This is a genomic window from Roseimicrobium sp. ORNL1 (genome assembly GCF_011044495.1).
Lineage (GTDB): Bacteria > Verrucomicrobiota > Verrucomicrobiia > Verrucomicrobiales > Verrucomicrobiaceae > Roseimicrobium.
Window position 1 is genome coordinate 1,481,402 of the sequence record NZ_CP049143.1, and the last position, 18,974, is coordinate 1,500,375.

Below are 18,974 nucleotides of genomic sequence, written 5' to 3' on the forward strand. Positions count from 1 at the left end.
GTTGGACCGCTTCTGGAGTGGGTTCTGCGTCGGTGGTTCCAGCGCACGCTGGTTACCCGGGGAGTCTTTGTCTTCCTCATTCTTGTCGTGTCTGTGATTCTGATCACTGACTGGGCCAGCCACTTCAGGACTGACTACCTCAGGGCAGGGGAATCCGCCACATTGCGAATGCGGGACTTATGACCCTGTAACTGAGAAGACCGAACCGTCGCTTGCTGCCAACCTCGACAAGCTCCATGGCTGTTGGGTGGCGTCAGACGCTGACCTAAAACATGAGTGCGTATGCGAGAGTGCGAGAGATTTATGTTGGCGGCGAACGGGAAGCCCCAATGAAGTTCGTCTCAAGGATTGAAGCGATGGCGGGCAGGGGGCTGGCGGGTGACCGCTACGCTCTCGGTATGGGGTCATATTCCAAGTCCAAAGGAGTGCGTGACGTGACGCTGATCGAGATTGAGGCGTTGTGGGATTTCTTCCATGCATCGGGGATTGATCTTCACCCCAGCCTCACTCGCCGTAATATCGTCACTGAGGGGGTGAGGCTTTCCGAGTTGATAGGCTGTTCCTTCTCGATTGGCACGGTGTCCTTGTTTGGACTTCGTGCCTGCCCTCCATGCCGACATCTAGCCAGGCTGGTTGGCATTCCCGAGGTTCTTGGCGGCCTTGCTCATTCAGGAGGCATCTACGCGCAGGTAGTGAGCGATGGAATCATCAGCGTCGGCGATGAGGTGGTTTCATCCTCTGCTTCTCCCCGTGATTCCAACGTTCACGCCTGATCATGCGCTGCATGCGATCCGTCTACCTGCTTCGCGAATTGCATTTGTGAGCTCTTCCAGTATCAACATGCGTTCCAAGCGCACGGCCCGGTGGACGCTGCACTTGGTCGTTAGGCGACTCGCCAATCGTACTCTTCATGAAAGCTCTCTACCTATTGCCGGCCGCGCTCCTTTTGGCTTCGTGTTCAGGTTTGCAGCCTACGCCTAAATTCGCGCTGTCGATTCCTGAGCAGTTTGATCATCACACCGAGCGCCGCACGTTCAAGCAGGGTGAACCTCTGGTGGACGATCCCACATTCGGACCGATTAATCGCGCCGCACGTCCAACCACTTTCGTTTCAGGCCAAGCCATCAATCCGTCGTTTGTTTCTTATGCTGGAGGCGGATACGGCACGGGCAGGGAGCGGAGAGGCTGGAGTGTCGAGGTTCAGGCCGGTGCTTCCGAGCGCGTGTTGCGTGCACTACAGACCGCCAAGGAGGTTATGAGGCCGACTTGGGCTACAACATCAACTCTTCGCCACGGATTTATCCGCGGTTCACCCGCAAATCATTTCCGTGGGGCGACGCCGTTTCCTTTATTGTCCAGTATCAGAACGACAACACGAACTACGTCCCGAACAACGGGATGATGTCCTACGAAGTGCAGGGCGTGACCCACGACCACCGTTATACGGTTCGCGCGAGGTTTGGCATTACTCATCCTCGGCTCGACGAGTTTGGTCCCAAGGTTAGGGATTACAGCGACGACACATTCAAGCCGGACTCTCCGATGCGTCGTGACCGCGACTATGTGCTTGTCGAACGGTGCCCAGACACAGCATTCCAACCAAGCCTCGAGGATATTGACGCGATGCTTCAGACATTGAAGCCAGGAGTTTCCCGCTAAACCATTGCTCAGCCATCGCAACCCACCGCTCAACCACCGCCAACTCCCCCTCGCACTTTCCCCTTTCCAGAGGCACGCATCTCGCTACCGTGAGGTCGCATGCTTCAGGTTGTCTTCAACGAAATCTCCGCCGCCGAGCTCTCTACTCTTCCCACCCAGGTCCAGTTCACGATCATCGAAGCGATGAATGTGCAGCCGGATGATGTAGAGGAGAATCGCCTCGGCAAGCGCTTCGGTCTGCTGGAGCGTGGTGGCCAGAAGCTCTACCGCTGCCGTGCCGGTGAATGGCGCGTGTACTTCGCCGTGGAAGGCGCGCATGTGAAGGTGCATCGCGTTTTGCACGCCAATACCCTGAAGGATTTCCTTTTCCGCAGCAACCTCGGCGGCGCTGGCGCTACTCCTGCCCCTGCCGGTGAAGATGAGACCCTCGGCCAGTCGAAGAGCTTCTGGAAGCTCATTGATGAGGGCGAGAAGACGCTGAAGGTGGTCTAGCCGGTACGACGGTAAGCGGTGAGCAGTGCGACGGTGGATGAGCCGTTGTGGTGTCTTACCACTTAGACCTTGGTCGTCGCTGCTCGGACATGATCTGCCATGTGCGTTACGTGCGACAGTAGCTGTTACTGTCCTACTGTCGCACCGCTCACCGTCGCACTGGGCTAGGACGCCTTCGCCTGCCACGCCTCGAACTGCTCCTTCGCAGCGCGGTAACGGGCGCCGCAGCGGGGGCACTGCACGGTCATGACTTCATCGTCGCCGAAGGCTTCCTTCAGCGCTTCCGGACTGAGCTTGGCGAGGATGGGGTAGAGGCGCTCCACGGTGCAGCCGCACTTCCAGATGTAGCGCCGTGTCTCCAGGAGACTGAGCGTTTCCTTCTGGTCGATGGTGCGCACGTCTTCCTCGGTGAGGGCGGCGAGCCAGGCTTCGTCGCAATCAGGTTGGGAGGAAATCATGACGATGTCCTCTTCGGTGTTGCGGAAGAAGCGGGCGAGGCGCTGCTCGCTCTGCTGGTAGTACTGCTCCACGCAGGGAAGGATTTGATTCCCCTCCACCTGCACGAGGCTCTGCTGTGCGGTGTGACCGATGCGGGTGGTCTGGGCGCTGAAGATGTTCGCGCCCATGTCGCGCACGTCCTCGGTGAAGACGCGGCCGGCGATTTGCCCGGGGCGTGTGTTGCCGGTGACGAAGAGATTGATCGCAGGCTTCTGGAAATTCATGGTCCACCCGCAGTTCTCGTCCTGGGGACGGGAGGCGAGGTGCAGCGTGAGCCCCGCCAGTGCGTCCTTCAGCATGGCGTCCTGCTCATTGGTGTATTGCAGACCGTGGTCTGCGCGGTGCAGGTAGTAGTCGATGTACAACGGTTCAAAATCCGCCCGCGCCACGAGCGCATTGCGCCCGCGCACGAAATAGGTGCGGACTTCGAGAACGGAGGCGTTGGAGTCTTCGGACATGGTCAGGTCTTTGGAAAATGGGGGCTGGTCATTTAGCATAAAACGTTCCTTGGTGAAAGAAGGGATACGCGGGAAATGCAGTTTGGGACGGGGGAGGGGGAAATGGAACGGTATGGGGTCGGAAGCCCTCGAAGCCTGGCAACGTGTCAAGGAGTGGGGACATTCCTGTCCCCATTTTGGATGGCATGCCGACACGGGGTGGAATCTTCCCGTCAGCATCTTTTGCGTTGTGGATGGGATTTGAAAGGCAATGCTCTTTTCACCTCTAAATGGGGACAGGAATGTCCCCACTCCCTGGCACGAAGTCACCTTGTGGGAGGTGTTTCACTTCGTGCGCAGATACGCCATCAAATCCGCGAGTTGCTCCACAGTGAGTGCAGCTTCCAGACCCTCAGGCATCAGGGAGAGGCCAGTGCTCTTGAGTGTCTTGATTTGAGGCCGGGCGATGGATTGCTCCACGGCGTCTGCGCCTTTCATGGTGATGCTGGATTCCGACTCGCCGGTGAGCATGCCGATCAAAATACGACTGTCCTGAAGCTCCACCACGTACTGCGCGAAGTTGGGCGAGACCTCGCGATTGGGGTCGAGGATGTTGGTCAGCAACTGCTCCGGTGTCCATGCCAGCGTGGTGGCGAGATTTGGGCCTACGTCGCGGCCTTCATCCTTGAAGCGATGGCACACGGCGCACACGGTTGTGAAGACAAGCTTGCCGCGCGTGGCATCGCCCAGTGTTGATAGCGCTGGCTGATACTTCGCGAGCACTTCGCTGCGACTGCTGGTGGAGAAGAGTTTTTCGGCGCGGGTCTTGAGCGTCGAGTCCGTGGTTCGCAGCATGAGCGCGCGAGCGGCGGCGGAGATTTCCGCGGGCTTGATGCGTCCTGCTTCAATGGCTCCCAGAAGCCCGTCCAGCCATTCCTTTTTGCCTGCAAGAGCCTGGAGCGCGGCTTCTCTCGGTGCCGGTGTGAGGGTGGACCATGCCTCAAGCAAGAGGGTTCCCACGCCGTCATCGCGGCGTGGGCGGAGCACCTGAATCGCGGCAAGGCGGATGCCATCGGGCTCGTGAGGCCCCAACAGTTTCACGGCAATCTCACGCAACGAGGCGAACTCCAGCAGGGCGAGCAGATTGATGGCTCGCGTGCGTTCCTCCATGGGGAGACTCGCGTTCAGGGCGATGTCCGTCTTCGCTTTTGCCACGGACGTGAGCCATGCCTTTGTCTCCGGCTTGATGGCCGAAGTCATGAGTGATTTGTTGGCTTGTCCCAAGGACGCTTGAAGTCCCTCCAGACCCGATTCCACCGTCCGGGGTACACGGTCGCGCTGGCTCTCAAGGGCGGAGAGGAAGAACAGGCCCTGATTCATCAAGTGCATGTAGGTCGTGCCTCCGGATAGACACTTGCCGAAAACCTGTCCCGCATCACGCATGAGCGTTTCCATTTCGGGAGAGCCAGGCAGATCGCGCAGGAGCGTGGCCGTACTGCCGGCGAGGATGTCGACGGGCGCGGACAGCAGGGCAGTGCGCATCCACGGATCGCGAAGGTCATTCTTCACTGCAGTCACCAGCGGCTTGATGGCGGCGGTGTGTGTGAAGCTTCCCAACGAAAGTGCGAGCTGGCGCCGCACGCGGATGTCCGGGTCTGAAGTCATCGACGCCAGTTCACGAAGCAGGGCTGGTGCTGGTGACTGGGAGTTTCCGCTCGTGGCGGTAATGACGATTTCAGGCGCGAGGGAATGCGCTCCAGGGGTGGAAGGAAGCTGTGCGGAAATCAGTCCCTCAGTCAGCAGCGTGGCATGCTCGCGAACGTGCGCATCAGCATCGTGCACGGCTGCCACTGCATCGGTGTCCGTGAACTTCCACAATCCATCAAGCGACCAGAGCGCATGCAGACGTGCCAGGGCGCTGGTGGACTCCCTCAGAGTAGTGCGCAGCTCCGCAACCGCGGCTGTGTCCTGTCGCTCGAAGAGCAAGCGATGCGCGGTGTCGCGATGCCAGGCGTTGGGGTGCGCGAGAAGCTTCACCAACTCCGCGCTGCTCTTGTCAGCCAGTGGCTCTATCTTCCGCACCTTGTAGCCCTTCGGAGTGAGGCGCCAGATGCGGCCCTTGTCGATGCCCTTGATGAGGTCAATGGCGGCGTGGATGTCATCCGGCAGGCTCCAGGGGTGCTCGATGGCCTCGCGATACATGTCGCACACGTGCAGGCAGCCATCGGGCGCGTTGGCGAAGTTCACAGGGCGGAACCAGATGTCACGGCTGGCGCAGAATTCCTTGTCGCCATCCACCCGCGTGGCCTTGAAGGTGACGCCGTCGGGCGTGAGCTTGAGACGGTAGAAGAGATTACCTGCAACATCCGCCACAAAGGCCATGCCGCGATAGCCTTCCGGATAAGCGTCGCCGCGGTAAATGGTGATACCGGCGGATGAGGTGACAACACCGGCGCCCACCAGCTCGCTGCGCGGCATGTGATTGGTGGGATCGTTACTCCAACGATCCGCGCGCAGCACGCGCCAGGCTTCGGGAGGGCTGATGCGATGAACAGGAAGCTGGTCGCCAAACTCAGCGGAGTCGTGCAGGGGATTGACCGCAGGGAGGTAGGGATTGCGTGAGAGGTAGCGCGAATCGAGAACGACATGCTGGCAGGGATTGCGAATGTTGCAGAGGAAGCGGTTGCCCCAGTCATCGCGGGTGTTGCCAAAGCGGGCGCCACCGTCCGTGGCCTCAATCTTCATGGTCACGGGATCCAGCCGTAGATCAGAGCGGCGAATGGTGACGGGCTTTTCATCAGGGTGTATCAGATTCTGAACGGTGCCGCCGTTCGTGCCGCCGGCGATGTAGATCTTGTTATCGAGACCCCAGATGGGATTGTTCGCCACCGCCTGGACGTTGAGCTTCTTTAATCCGGTGAAGAGCTTCTGCCGCACATCGGCTACACCATCATTGTCCGTGTCCTTGAGATACCAAATGTCTGGCGTGGCCACGACAATGATGCCGCCCTTCCAGCAAGCGGCGCCGGTGGGCCAGGAGAGATCATGGGCGAAGATGGTGCTGCGGTCGTAGACGCCGTCGCCTTCCGTATCCGTAAGCAGGCGCACTTTGCCGATGGGGAGGTCGGTGGAATTCTCCTGGCTGGGCTTGTGCTTTGCCTTGTCCGTGTACGGATAGTCATTCATCTCGCACACGAAGGCGCGGCCGTATTCGTCATAGGTGATGGCGACGGGGTCCGTGACCAGCGGTTCCGCGGCGACGAGGTCCATCGTGAAACCGTCGAGTACGTCGAAGGTGGACGCCGCTTTCTCCGGTGGCGTCGCGGGGACGGTAGGGAAGGCGAGTGGCGCGGGAGTTTGGCCTGAGATGAAAAGAGGAACGCAAAGCAGCGAAGCAGCAAAGGGAAGGAGGAGGGGGTGCGGCTTCATCTGAGTTGAGGGGAAGGGGTGGCGGGTGTCAGCTTTGCAGGCAGCGTGCGGCGTTGTCGTGCGTGATGGCGGCGAGTTGCTTTTCGCTGAGTTCGGACTCCTGGAGTTTCAGTTTGGCGGACTCCCAGTAGAAGAGCGGGGCGTGGGAGCCGAAGACGAGCTTCTCAAGGGGCCAGTCCTTCAAGAGAGCTTCGATACCGGCGACACCCTCCAGCATGGCGAAGTCCAGCCACACAGGGCAGTCCTGCAGCGCAGTCATGGACATGGCGCGATTGGCATTGAGCACCATGACGCGGGCATTGGGGACCTTCTTGAGTATGGCAGGGAGCGGCTTGAGATTCACCGGCTTTACCTGCATCAGTGGATGCTGGGTGCGCTCGTCCTCCATCTGGACTACTACCTGCACCAGGAACCCCGCCTCGGTAGCGGCTTCCAGGAGTTTCAAGAAAAGAGGATCGTCCAGGGTGTACCCGTGGTAATTCGGATGCAGGCGGATGACTCGTTCAGTAGTGAGCGCCACGGAAACACATTGAGAAAAATCATTCTCCCACGAGGGAAGCGTGGGATTGATGGTGAAGGCCGGAAGGAGAAGGCGAGCACCACCGTGCTCTCTGCCATACTCCGTACAGCGCTCGTGCAGGATGTCATTGGCCTGGGTGACATCGCGGTAGAAGATCCCCTCGATGCTGCCTGCCCAGCCGCGGGTGAGGCCTTTCTCACGCAGGAGCCGGCATTGTGTCAGGATTTCGGAAGACTCCTGTCCGCGGTAGTAACGAAACGGCCAGTGACCGATGGAGATGTTGCAGTCGATGATACCAGATGCTTTTGCTTCCGCGGCTGGTGCAGCATGGAGTGCTGGACCAGCGGCCAACGCTGCGGCTGCCGTTGCGGCTGTCTGGTGGAGAAAGGAGCGACGGTTCATAATGCTCATGCCTTGATGCCTTTCGCGGTGAGGATGGGAAGCATCATGTTGCGAAGGTTGTCGCAGAAGATTGCCTGCTTCGATTCATCGGTGATGTTGGCCCCGTGAACCTTGGCGAGCTGGCTGGCGAAGCTACGTCCGCCGCTGTCACTGCCGTAAATGACGCGGTTGGTTCCGAGTTCGCGCACGGCCATTTCCGTCATGCCGGCGGTGGGGTCACTGCCGGCAAGATCCACCGAGACATTGGGACAGTCACGGATGGTCGGGATGCCAATCTCCCAGGTGCCTCCGCTGTGGCCGCAGATGAGCGGTACGTTCGGAAAACGCTTCGCCAGTTCCGCGAACTCGGCAGGTGTCGATTCACCCGCGTAGTTGCCCATGGTCTTGTACCAGGTGTGCTGGAAGATGACGGCCTTCAGCTCAGCCGCACGCTGGATGATGGGATCGATCTCCGGCACGTTGCAGCGCTCGGCGACCCAGAGCTTCACGCCGACCATGGGCCCCTTCGCCACGCAGCGCTCCAGCTCGGCGAGGCTGGTGTCGACGTGCTTGGGGCTGACGTAGACGAAGCCGAAGGTGCGGTCGGGGTGCTTGCTGATGGCGCGCAGGACTTCGTCGTTTTGTTTTACGAGGTCATCCGCAGCAGGGTCCTGGCTCCACTTCATGCCCATGTACACGCAGAGGCGCTCGATGCCCATGCGGTCGGCATAGCGCAGGAGCTGGCTCATGCGCTCCTCAGGAGTGAGACCGGGTACGCCGGAGAGGTGACAGTGGAGATCCCAGATGCGCATGAAATTAGGGTTGGAGTGGAAGGAGGTGTGGATACGCCATGCGTTCGGGCTTGTTGCCGTTCTTGCGAGTATCAGACACAGAAGGTCGACAAGCGGGCATATTCAGAGCAGTCGGATCTGGCCTGACCTGAGAACGGTAGGGGGAATGCATGGGGCGCTGGAGGGCGGACGGGTCTAAGGAGATCTTGAGCCCGCCTGCATCGGGATGAGCCCGCGTTATTTGTTACTTGAAGCGTGGTGCCGTTCGCCTACAGCGTCCGTATCTATGTGCGGCAACTCAGAGCCTGACCCTATGGATTCAAAGGACTTTATCACCGAAGACTTCAAACATTTCTCAGACTCCTACCTGAAGAACGAAGAGACCGGGGAAACCAGGGTCAACTGGCTGATTGGTCTTGCCACCGCCACCTTGGGTGGCTTGGTTCTACTGTTGGGTACGGACCATCGCCCCTCGTTCCACATCCTTTGCTGGGCGGTCGTGGTTCCGGCGCTCTTCGCGAATCTGGCCCTGGGTGTGGTGACCCTGCTTCGCATTTTGAAGAGGGACAGCACTACGGATGCCTACCATCGGGTGCTCGACAAGTACCGCGCTTTCTTTGTAGCGCAGGGGGGTGACAATACGCCCCTGCCGTCGGTCATGGCCCTGCTCAAGCGGAAGCCGACGCGGTTCTTTGGCGGCGGCTTGAGGGACATGGTCCTGGTGATCAATTCCCTCTTTGGTGCCGCGATTTTCATGGCGATCGCCTTTGATATTTCGAGGGGGAATGCCCCGACCGTGGATTTCGAGGACGTGATACTTAACAGTTATGCTGCCGCGGCAGCGGGGTTTGTGCTGGCCTTCTGCCTCCAAAGCATTCTCATCAAGAAGGTGAAAGAGAAGATGAAGGACCGTGCTTCCCATGCGGGCGGCATTGTGGTGCGGGTCGATGCCGATGGGCCAAAGTACTTGCTGGTGCAGCCCAAAGGAGTGTCAGCCACCGTGAATGTGGGGAGAACCTGGGTCCTGCCCAAAGGACACATTGAAGGTGGTGAGGATGCCGCGGACGCCGCGGTGCGCGAGGTGGAAGAAGAGACCGGAGTGGTCGGTGGGATCCTTCAGTTTGTCGGGAGCAACCGATTTGAAGCGGCAGGCGAGAGCATTCATGTGAGGTACTTTCTCATGAAGTGCTTGAGCGAGGGAACGCCCAAGGAAAAGCGCGAGCGAGGATGGTTCCCCATTGAGCAGGCTCTGGACATTATCCATCCCGATAATCAGGGTCTCTTGGTTCTCGCGAACGATGCGTTTGCGCGTGTGTCCAAGGGCAAGGTGTCCGCGTGAGTTGCGGTGATGAGCACAAAAAAAAGGGCAGGTCTGTGACCTGCCCTCGTGGCTGAATGGGTGATTCGAAATCCGAAATCCCTTAGGGGAGCGGCTTGATGAAGAGGTCCTTGTAGTAGACCACGCTCACGGGGTCATGGCCCTGGATGGCGATGGTGCCTTCGCTGAGCTTGCGGCCGTCCATGTTCTTGAGGGCCTTGCTGGGGTCCCAATCTTCGGGTTCGGTCCACTCGGTGGTCACCTTGCCGTTGATGGAGATGGTGATCTTTTTGCCGTCGACCTTGATGCCGTAGTCGAACCATTCGCCGTCCTTGTTGGGGGCGTTGTTGAGCACGTCCTTCACGGCGTAGAGGCCGCCGGTCTTCTTCACGTCCTTGTGGGTCGCGTTCACCTGGCACTCATAGCCCTTGCTTGGCCAGCCTTTTTCTTCGAAGCCGGTGTGGATGTAGATGCCGCTGTTGGAGCCGGGGGTGGTCTTCACCTTGGCCTTGAACTCGAAGTTCTTGAACTTGGCGTTGCCGTCTTCACCCACGAAGAACATGTGGGCGCGACCGCCCTGGACTTTGATTTCACCGTTCTCGACGACAAAGGACTTGGCCTTTTCCTCGGGCTTCTCTTCGGTGGTGACATTCGACTTCCAGCCGGAGAGGTCCTTGCCGTTGAACATGGAGATCCAGCCGTCTTCAGCGGACGCGATGCCGCTGAGGGCCAGGATGGTGACGAGTGAGAGGAACTTGGATTTCATGGAGCGCGGAGTTTGCACGTGGGGTGAACGTTGTCGAGTTGGTTGTTTTGGACGGAAAATATGGAAAGGAGGGCTGAATTTGCCATGGCCCAGGAAACCACCACCCTCGTCTGCAAGGTCACGCCGAACGCCCGGAAGTCGGAGTGCCTGGGCTGGGGCGCGGATGAGCGTGGGCGGAAGTTGCTGCTGGTGAAGCTGGCGGCTCCGGCGCAGGAGGGGAAGGCGAACAAGGAACTGGTGCGCTTTCTGGCGGAGTTGCTGGGGTGTGGGAAGAGCGAGGTGGTGCTGCTGCGTGGGGATACGAGCCGGACGAAGTCGCTGGAGGTGCCAGCGGGGGCGGTGGGGAGGCTGGGGTGAGGTGGGTGTGGTTGCGTGCAGGGTGTTCAACGCAGAGACACAGAGACGCAGAGGAACTTCGGAGACTGAGAGTTGCAGAATGAGCGCTGGTCTTGCCCTCAAATAAGATGGGCTGCCTGGCGGGTTCACCGCGGGCAGCCCATCAATGGCGTTGAGTTAGATTCCTTGGTATTTCAGGAAGATCACGGCATTAGCCGCGGATCTTGGAGACGGCCTTGTCGCGCGCCTCGATCGCAAGCTTCCAGGCCTGATCAAGGCCAAGCTTGGCGACGGAGAAGGACTTCTTCACCACTTTGCCGGGCTCAGGGCTCCAGGAAGCTTCCACGTGCTCGTAGACGTACTTCTTGTCGTCCTTGGTCACGATGGTCTTGCGCAGGCGCACTCCGCGGTATCCGGAGGTGTTGCGGGCGGTCAGCTTCTCAGCGAGCTCACGGCGGGTATAGGGCTTGAGCTTCTTCTCCATCTTGTCACGCACGGTGCGGGCTTCTTCCAGAGCAGCCTTCTTGCCGCCATGAGCGGAGTCGGAGAAGAACTGGTTGAAACGCTCGCCACGACGATAGATCCGCACTTCCCAGCCTTTGACGGGGCGCTTGCCCTCGCCGCCGCTGTTGTCGATGCGGGTGATGTTCCTGTTGTTTGGATCTTTTCTGGCCATGGTATTGGTGGGTTGGTATTTCTAGGTTTTTTTGTTGGTGGTTTCTTGTTTTCTTGGGGTTCCGCAGTGCCGGGGACCGGCGTGCTCTGCTCCTCCGTCTTCAGTGGGTGGCTCCCGGTCAGGGATCCATGTGGCTGGAGACGAACTCGCGGAACAGTCCGGCCACCCGCCTGGTGAGCGGGCCGACGGGCTGCGAAAGGGGGGTTCCATCCACGGAGGCAATGGCCTGCACTTCGCGCATGGAAGAAGTGAGAAATGCCTCATCCGCGCCGGCGAGCGCCGTGGCGGGCAGAGGCTCTTCTGAAACGGGAATGCCGTGGGCGCGGCAGACTTCGAGCGTGAGCTCGCGGGTCACTCCGGCCAGGCAGCCGGAGGAAAGGGGCGGTGTATGGAGCAGTCCGCCACGCACCAGGAAGACATTGCTGGCCGCGCCCTCGCAAAGTTCATCCTTCGTATTGGAAAAAATCGCCTCTCCTGCACCATTGCAACGTGCATGATTCAGGGCCACCACGTTCTCCGCGTAGGACACGGACTTGGCGCCTGCGAGAGCGCCCCGCTCGTTGCGAGGCCAGGGGACCATGGCGACGGATTCGGACGGTTTCGTGGGGGTAGCAGGGACGGCGGTGCAAGTGAACAATCCGTCACCATGATTGGATTGCAGTCCGCCCGGGATTTCTCCACCGCTGACCGTGAAGCGCACTCGCGCTTCCTGCAACTCGTTCGCGCTCAACGTCTCAGTCATCGCGTTGGCAAACTGTTCCAAGGTTGGGGGACGCAACCCGAGGACCGCACAGGAGCGTACGAGGCGGTGCCAATGACGGGTAATGGCGAAAGGTTTTCCTCCATAGGCCCGGAGGGTCTCGAAGGCTCCGCAGCCCACCAGAAACGCAGCATTCCATGGCGAAATCCGTGCCTGCGCAGATGGCTCCAGACGGCCATTGAGCCAGACACAAGATTCGTGCGATGCCATGGGTGAATCATTTCGTATATTAATCTGTTACGCAGGTATTAGTTTAGCGGATGCATCCTCCAAATGAAAAGGGCGAGTGTGCCTTAACATTTCGTGGGGCGTTAGCTTAATGGAACGCAAAAAATTCCCACAGGAATAAGGATGACCCTTACACGCAACTTTTATGTGATGTTCTGGCTAATCGAAGGGGCCATGGGGGGATTTTTTTGTGGGATACTACCAGTACGCCTCTGGTGTGTCAGCATGATATTTTCAATGTTCAGTGGCGCCTTGCAAACCCCCGGCCCACTGGCACGGTTCTATATTCGATGCTCGCCTCCATTTTGACTGCATTTTTCTATGCTGCATCGGGAATTTGTGGTCGACGCTCCGCTGTTGCTTTTGGCTCTCTCCGTGGGAATTCGCTCCGCCTGGGGCTGGCCATTCTTATCCTTGCCGTTGTTACACGAGGGGCTGCGGGGCTCGAATGGTCCTCTGTTTCAACTCATCGGTTGCTCTGGAGCGGCGCGGTGGGCTTTGGCGTGGGGGATGTAGCGCTCTTCCTGGCGTACACGCGACTGGGAGCAAGGCTGACGCTCCTGCTGAATCTCTGCAGTGCGCCAGTGTTTGGCGCCATCGGGGATTGGCTGCTGGTTGGCGTGGGAGTGTCCGGACCCCAGATGCTGGCCACGGCGATGATTCTCCTGGGCGTATCGGTCGCGATTGGGTCGCACCGTGATGGCGGAGGGCTCTTTTCGCCGCCGCCCAAGTTGTTCACGGGCGTGATATTCGCGCTTTTTGCGGGGCTGGGTCAGGGTGGGGGAGCCTCGTTGAGCCGGTTTGCCCATGCGGCCATGAAGGTGGAGGGGCACATGGTGTCTCCGGTGCAGCAGGCATTCGTGCGCATGCTGCCGGGGCTGCTCTTCACCCTTCTCCTCTGGGGCGTGGTGGTCTGGTACCGCTCGGCCAGGCGGCTGGCCGCGGCGGAGGTGGCGCAAACGTTTTCCCACCGGTGGTGGTGGCTGCTGGGCGCGGCCATGTTTGGGCCCGTGCTGGGTGTGAGTTGTTTTCAGTGGGCCTTGGTGCAGGCGCCGGCACTGGTGGTGCTGAGCCTCACCGCCACTACGCCCATCCTCATCATGCCGCTTTCCGCTGTGATCGACCATGATCGGGCGGGAAAGGCGGCCATCTGGGGTTCCGTTCTGGCGGTGGCCGGGGTGGTGCTGATGGTTTGGCTCACCAAGCGGTGAGGGTGGGGTCGTGGGGAGGTGTCGAAAGCATCAATCTCCGTCCTTGCGCCATGAGGGTGCCGTCGCTTCAATCCGCTTCCCCCTTCGGGTTCGCTTCCTTTTCCAAGCACGCCAAGATCAACGTCAACGTTTACGCCAACACTCCGTCACTCCCATGCGCCTTCCCACTGACATCCGGGTCCAGTCCGCCACTGTGTACTTCCTGCCCATCGATTTTCGTGTGCCGCTGAAGTTCGGTCCGGAGGTCACCACCCATGTGCAGTGCCTGCGCACGTGTGTGACCGTGGTGGATCGCGAGGGACGCACCGCGCAGGGCTGGGGCGAGACGCCCGTGGCGGTGTCGTGGACCTGGCCCACGCCGCATGTGACCGTTGCAGATCGCACGACTCGCATGAAGGACTTCTCCCTGCGCCTCGCGAAGCGTCTTGTGGAATTTGATTCCTGGGGGCATCCCATGGAATTCGGGTATGATTTTCAAAAGCAAGCCCTCATGCAGGAGGTGGCCTCGGCCAATGAAGAGGCCGGTGGAGTAGAGATGCCGTACCTGGCAGCCCTGGTGTGTTTGAGCGCGTTCGATATCGCGATTCACGACGCGTTCGGCAATCTGCTGGGGAAGGACATCTACGACTGTTATGGGCCTGAGTACATCAGCCGTGACCTATCCGGATTCGTGGAACCAGCGGAGGGGAGTGACGTGGATTTCCGTGGGAAATACGTGCAGGACTTCCTGGTGCGTCCTGCGCCCTCCCGCCTGCCCGTGTGGCATCTCGTCGGTGGGGTGGATCCGCTGGAAGAGTCGGACCTCACCGGAAGCGAGCCCAAGGATGGCCATCCCGTGCTCCTAGCGGACTGGATCAAGCAGGACGGGCTCACCTGCCTGAAGGTGAAGCTGCGTGGCACGGATGAGCAGTGGGACTACGAGCGCATGGTGCGGATTGCCCGCCTCGGCTTTCCGCTGGGGGTGAAGTGGCTCAGCGCCGACTTCAACTGCACGGTCCGCGACCCGATTTATGTGAATGACATTCTCGACCGTCTACTGCGCGAGGATCCAGAAATCTATGCCCGCACGCTCTACGTGGAGCAGCCATTTGCATATGAACTGGAGCACGACATGTTGGACGTGCGCAGTGTCTCGGCGCGCAAGCCTCTCTTCCTGGATGAGAGCGCGCATGACTGGGAGTTTGTGAAGCTGGGCCGCAGCCTGGGCTGGAGTGGCGTAGCGCTGAAGACCTGCAAAACACAGACTGGCGCGCTTCTCAGCATGTGCTGGGCAAAGGCCCACGGCATGCCTCTCATGGTGCAGGATCTCACCAACCCCATGCTGGCCATGATCCCTCATGTCCGACTGGCCTCCCACGCAGGCACCATCCAGGGCGTGGAGTGCAATGGCATGCAGTTCTACCCGGACGCATCCCTGCCTGAAATGGCGGTGCATCCAGGCCTCTACCAGCGGCGCCAGGGACAGCTGGTGCTGGATACCCTGAAGGGCTCTGGTTTTGGATATCGACTGGAGGAAATGCGTCGTGAACTCCCCGAGCCTGCCGGAGTGTTCGGCCAGGCTTGACCTTCGCATTGCTAACAAGGAAAATTTTTTCGGAAAAATTGAAAGGCCCTAAGAAGGCGACGGCTCAACCGTTTGCACCTCAAGAGGGTCAAACCTCACCCCGACTCACCGTACCGAGACACAAATGAACACAAAACCGCTGCTTCTTGGCCTGGGTATCATCACCCTCGCAGTGATGCCGGCATCTGCCGCCACCACCCGCGTCTGGACTGACGTCCAGGGCCGTAAACTTGAGGCCACCTTCATCAAGCTTGAAGGGGAAACCATCCATATCCAGGCCGCCAACGGCGTGGTGTATGCCATGCCACTCAACAAGTTCTCCGCAGAGGACCAGGCTGCCGCGCGCACCATGCAGCCGCATGAGAATGCCAATGCGCTGACCTCCGTGGCCACCAATGCCACCGCCGCTGCCGCTGCTGCCAAGATTGACGCCCTCGTGGCTCAGGGCATCGCTGCCGGTAACGTCAAGCTCGCAGCCGCCGCCACGAAGCAGGCCGCCGACGACGCGAAGGCTGGCAAGCAACCGAAGGCGTTCGTTCCCCTCAAGGAGAACCCCCTGATGAACGACGAGCAGTTCGTGCGTCGTGTGTACCTCGACATCGCGGGCCGCATCCCCAGCTACGATGAGACCACCGCCTTCCTCAAGGACAGTGCCGGCGACAAGCGCGCCAAGCTCATCGACACCCTCCTGGCTTCCGATGGCTACTCCAGCCACATGTACAACTACATGGCGGAAATGCTGCGCGTGATTGACCGCTTCGAAGGCGGTGGCGGTTATGTCCGCGGCCTTCCCTACATCAAGTGGCTGAAGGAAGAAATCGCCAAGAACACCCCTTGGGACCAGATGGCCGCCGCGATGATGACGGCTGACGGCAAGGTGTGGGACAACGGCGCCGCCGGCTACCTCCTGCGCGACTCTGGCATGCCGCTGGACAACCTGGCCAACACGCTGACGATCTTCCTCGGTACGGACGTCGCCTGCGCCCAGTGCCATGACCACCCCTTCTCCGACTGGACGCAGCGCCAGTTCTATGAAATGGCCGCCTTCTTCGGCGCCACGACGACCCGCTACAACGGTCGTGACAACGGCATGATGATGGCCAGCGGCTCCCGCAACCTCGTGGACGAGGCGGTGCAGCTTGCTGAGAGCAACGGTGGCGCAGACCCCCGCCGCATCCGCAACCTGATTGGCAACGTGGTCGGCGCGAACCGCTATGTGGTGAGCGACATCGACGTGAACAAGACCAAGCTGCCCCACGACTACAAGTACAAGGACGGCAATCCCGGCGACCAGGTCGTGCCGAAGCTGATCATGTGGTCCGAAGAGGACAAGCGCAACCCCGCCTACAACGAGCTGACCAAGACGGTGAAGAAGAGCCGCAAGTCCGTGGAAGGCGGCGTGAAGGATGCGGAAGACCTTCGTCAGAAGTTCTCCAACTGGATGACGCACCCCTCCAACCCGCGCTTCGCCATGACCATGGCCAACCGCATGTGGGAGCGCGCCTTCGGTGTGGCCCTCACCCCCACGGTGAAGAACATCGACAACGTGGACGAATCCTACAACCCGGCCCTCCTGCGTCACCTGTCCAGCGAAATGGTCCGTGTGAAGTTCAACCTGAAGGAGTTCATGCGCATCGTGTACAACACGAAGGCCTATCAGCGTGAAGCCACCACTGAGGAACTGGCCATGGGCATGCCCTACTACTTCCAGGGACCGGTCCTGCGCCGCATGAGCGCGGAGCAGGCTTGGGATTCCTTCATGACCCTCGTGCTGGGCGCAGATGTGGACAAGCCAAAGAACACCGAGTCCGACGAGTACGCTCGTGCCGTGGACATGGACCTCAGCAACCCGAAGCTGGATGCCGGCACCGTGCTCCGCAAGGTGAGCGCTGCTCAGGGTCTGGGCCAGAATCAGCGTAAGAAGGTGAGCGGCAGCCTCCAGGATGCCGGCAACATGTCTGACGACGCCATGATGGCAGGCGGTGGCATCCTCAACTACGGCGGCATGAACCTCATGCGCGCTGCGGAACTGCCCCAGCCCGCTCCCGGCGGCCACTTCCTTCGTGACTTCGGCCAGTCCGAGCGTGCGCTCATCGATGGCGGCTCCAGGGAGGGCTCTGTGCCCCAGGTGCTGATGATGATGAACGGCAAGGCGCAGGAAATGCTCACCAACCCGCAGTCCCTCATCTTCCGTAACATGGAGAAGGTGAAGAACCCGGCGGACAAGGCTGAGGCCATCTTCCTGAGCCTGCTCAACCGCAAGCCCACCCTTCGTGAGAAGGACATCGCCAAGCGCGTCACCGCGGAAGGCGAACAGGGCTATGCCGACATGATCTGGGCCCTCGTGAACTCCCGCGAGTTCTGCTTCATCCAGTAAGTCTCCGCCTGAGCCGGGGTGCGCAGGGCGCACCCCGGTGATCGGCACACCCAACACCATTTCAAAGGAATCCAAAGCTCATGAATCCCTACCTCAAACTCGACCCGGCATCCCGCCGCGAATTCATGCTCCGCACCGCGAAGGCGGCTCTCGGGGTGAGCGTCCTCTCCGGACTGAACAATGAGGCGTTCGGCGCTGCGGCTGCTGCGCCTGCTGGCAAGGGCGGCAAGGCCAAGGCCGTCATCTATCTCTACATGGCCGGTGGTATGAGCCACATCGACACCTTCGACCCAAAGACGGGTGAAACGAAGGGATTCAAAGATCCCATCAAGACGAATGTTTCCGGCATCCAGCTTGGCGGTTACATGACCAAGATGGCGGACCAGATGGACAAGATCTCCATCATCCGCTCCATGACCTCCAAGACGGGCGTGCATGAAGACGGCACGTACATCATGCACACGGGTTATGAGCCCCGTGGCACGATTGTGCACCCCACGCTGGGTTCCTGGGCGCAGCACTTCAAGGGCCGCTCCCACAAGACCCTTCCTTCCAGCGTCGTGGTTGGCGCCGGCACGGCCAACGCGGGTTTCTTCCCGCCCGCCCTTGCCCCGCTGCCCATCAGCAGCCCGGAAGCCGGTCTGCAGAACTCCAAGTCCGCTGTGGGTGAGGCGATGTTCAAGAAGCGTGTGTCGCTCCTCAACGAGTTCGACTCCTCCTTCCGCGACAAGTATCGCTCCCATGAAGTGAAGGCCTACACCGAGTTCTATGATGAGACGATGAATCTCCTCACGAGCTCCGACCTTGCCGCCTTCGACATCACGCAGGAAGATTCCGCCACCCGCCAGATGTATGGCAATGGCTTCGGCCAGGGCTGCTTGCTTGCCCGTCGCCTTGTGCAGAGCGGTGTCCGCTTCGTGGAAGTGCGCACTGGTGGCTGGGACATGCACAACACCATTGACGACGCCATGGGTCGCACCGGCGCCGGCATGGACGCTGCTTTCGCTGCCCTCCTTACCGACCTCAAGCGCACCGGCCTGCTCGACTCCACCCTCGTGGTGCTCGGTTCCGAGTTCGGTCGTACGCCGAACATCAACGAAAACGACGGTCGCGACCACTACCCGAAGGTGTACTCCACGGTCTTCGCCGGCGGTGGTGTGAAGGGCGGCTATGTGTATGGCTCCTCCGACCCTGCTGGTAAGGAAGTGGCCGACAAGCCTGTGACGGTTCAGGACTTCATCGCCACCATTGGTGCTGCGATGGGCCTTCCGATCGACGAAACGGTGATGTCACCCTCGGGACGTCCGTTCCGCGTGGGCGACATGAAGAGCTCCGTCGTCGCCGACATTTTCGCCTAGTTGTTCTTAGGTTTCTGCCACGGACAGCTTGGTTCTTGGGGAACACCCGGCAGCAATGCCGGGTGTTTTTTTGCATTGAACCCATCGGCACACTCCAGGGGTGTCAGGGCCTGCCTTTGGCGGGTGAATTTACGTCGCTAAAGCGTTATACAATGTGCGAGTCCCCAGGGGTG

General features: G+C 60.1%; 16 protein-coding genes. 9 read left to right on the forward strand and 7 right to left on the reverse strand.

Features of this window, described 5'->3' with window-relative positions; translation table 11 throughout:
* Positions 1 to 329: 329 nt before the first annotated feature.
* The 3 genes from G5S37_RS05805 to G5S37_RS05815 all read left to right on the forward strand — a co-directional run bounded on the left by G5S37_RS05805 (position 330) and on the right by G5S37_RS05815 (position 2,151).
* Positions 330 to 773: an MOSC domain-containing protein gene (locus tag G5S37_RS05805; protein ID WP_165201733.1), complete on the forward strand. Its 444-nt coding sequence runs from the start codon at positions 330 to 332 to the stop codon at positions 771 to 773.
* 493 nt (positions 774 to 1,266) lie between these two features.
* Positions 1,267 to 1,659 (forward strand): hypothetical protein, encoded by a 393-nt coding sequence (locus G5S37_RS05810; RefSeq protein ID WP_165201735.1) that lies wholly within the window; start codon positions 1,267 to 1,269, stop codon positions 1,657 to 1,659.
* Positions 1,660 to 1,758: 99 nt separating this feature from the next.
* Complete coding sequence (locus G5S37_RS05815; protein WP_165201737.1) at positions 1,759 to 2,151, forward strand: hypothetical protein; 393 nt, start codon at positions 1,759 to 1,761, stop codon at positions 2,149 to 2,151.
* Between the two features lie 164 nt (positions 2,152 to 2,315).
* Here the strand turns inward: G5S37_RS05815 and G5S37_RS05820 are convergent, their stop codons facing one another.
* The 4 genes from G5S37_RS05820 to G5S37_RS05835 all read right to left on the reverse strand — a co-directional run bounded on the left by G5S37_RS05820 (position 2,316) and on the right by G5S37_RS05835 (position 8,228).
* Entirely contained in the window at positions 2,316 to 3,107 is a 792-nt protein-coding gene (locus G5S37_RS05820) for an Hsp33 family molecular chaperone HslO (protein ID WP_165201739.1), read from the reverse strand.
* Between the two features lie 324 nt (positions 3,108 to 3,431).
* Complete coding sequence (locus tag G5S37_RS05825) at positions 3,432 to 6,515, reverse strand: PVC-type heme-binding CxxCH protein (protein ID WP_165201741.1); 3,084 nt, start codon at positions 6,513 to 6,515, stop codon at positions 3,432 to 3,434.
* 28 nt (positions 6,516 to 6,543) lie between these two features.
* On the reverse strand, positions 6,544 to 7,437 hold the full coding sequence (locus G5S37_RS05830; RefSeq protein ID WP_165201743.1) for an amidohydrolase family protein: 894 nt from the start codon (positions 7,435 to 7,437) through the stop codon (positions 6,544 to 6,546).
* Between the two features lie 5 nt (positions 7,438 to 7,442).
* A complete protein-coding gene (locus tag G5S37_RS05835; protein WP_165201745.1) occupies positions 7,443 to 8,228 on the reverse strand; it encodes an amidohydrolase family protein in 786 nt (261 codons plus the stop codon).
* A gap of 292 nt (positions 8,229 to 8,520) precedes the next feature.
* On the opposite strand from G5S37_RS05835, the gene G5S37_RS05840 reads away from it, so the two are divergent.
* Positions 8,521 to 9,546, forward strand: a complete 1,026-nt coding sequence (locus G5S37_RS05840; RefSeq protein ID WP_165201747.1) for an NUDIX domain-containing protein — start codon at positions 8,521 to 8,523, stop codon at positions 9,544 to 9,546.
* An 82-nt stretch (positions 9,547 to 9,628) separates the two neighbouring features.
* Here the strand turns inward: G5S37_RS05840 and G5S37_RS05845 are convergent, their stop codons facing one another.
* On the reverse strand, positions 9,629 to 10,291 hold the full coding sequence (locus G5S37_RS05845) for a DUF1080 domain-containing protein (protein WP_165201749.1): 663 nt from the start codon (positions 10,289 to 10,291) through the stop codon (positions 9,629 to 9,631).
* Positions 10,292 to 10,375: 84 nt separating this feature from the next.
* On the opposite strand from G5S37_RS05845, the gene G5S37_RS05850 reads away from it, so the two are divergent.
* On the forward strand, positions 10,376 to 10,648 hold the full coding sequence (locus tag G5S37_RS05850; RefSeq protein WP_165201751.1) for a DUF167 domain-containing protein: 273 nt from the start codon (positions 10,376 to 10,378) through the stop codon (positions 10,646 to 10,648).
* Between the two features lie 190 nt (positions 10,649 to 10,838).
* On the opposite strand, the gene G5S37_RS05855 is transcribed toward G5S37_RS05850, so the two are convergent.
* Entirely contained in the window at positions 10,839 to 11,303 is a 465-nt protein-coding gene (locus tag G5S37_RS05855) for an AP2 domain-containing protein (RefSeq protein ID WP_147263175.1), read from the reverse strand.
* Between the two features lie 118 nt (positions 11,304 to 11,421).
* A complete protein-coding gene (locus G5S37_RS05860) occupies positions 11,422 to 12,273 on the reverse strand; it encodes an aminotransferase class IV (protein ID WP_165201753.1) in 852 nt (283 codons plus the stop codon).
* Between the two features lie 308 nt (positions 12,274 to 12,581).
* Between G5S37_RS05860 and G5S37_RS05865 the strand changes: the two genes are divergently transcribed.
* From G5S37_RS05865 to G5S37_RS05880, 4 genes are all read left to right on the forward strand, one after another.
* Positions 12,582 to 13,502 (forward strand): EamA family transporter, encoded by a 921-nt coding sequence (locus tag G5S37_RS05865; RefSeq protein WP_165201755.1) that lies wholly within the window; start codon positions 12,582 to 12,584, stop codon positions 13,500 to 13,502.
* 154 nt (positions 13,503 to 13,656) lie between these two features.
* Complete coding sequence (locus tag G5S37_RS05870; protein WP_165201757.1) at positions 13,657 to 15,066, forward strand: enolase C-terminal domain-like protein; 1,410 nt, start codon at positions 13,657 to 13,659, stop codon at positions 15,064 to 15,066.
* A gap of 124 nt (positions 15,067 to 15,190) precedes the next feature.
* On the forward strand, positions 15,191 to 17,443 hold the full coding sequence (locus tag G5S37_RS05875; RefSeq protein WP_165201759.1) for a DUF1549 domain-containing protein: 2,253 nt from the start codon (positions 15,191 to 15,193) through the stop codon (positions 17,441 to 17,443).
* A gap of 80 nt (positions 17,444 to 17,523) precedes the next feature.
* The gene (locus G5S37_RS05880) at positions 17,524 to 18,801 is read left to right on the forward strand and encodes a DUF1501 domain-containing protein (protein WP_165201761.1); all 1,278 of its coding nucleotides are present in this window, start codon (positions 17,524 to 17,526) and stop codon (positions 18,799 to 18,801) included.
* Positions 18,802 to 18,974 lie beyond the last annotated feature (173 nt).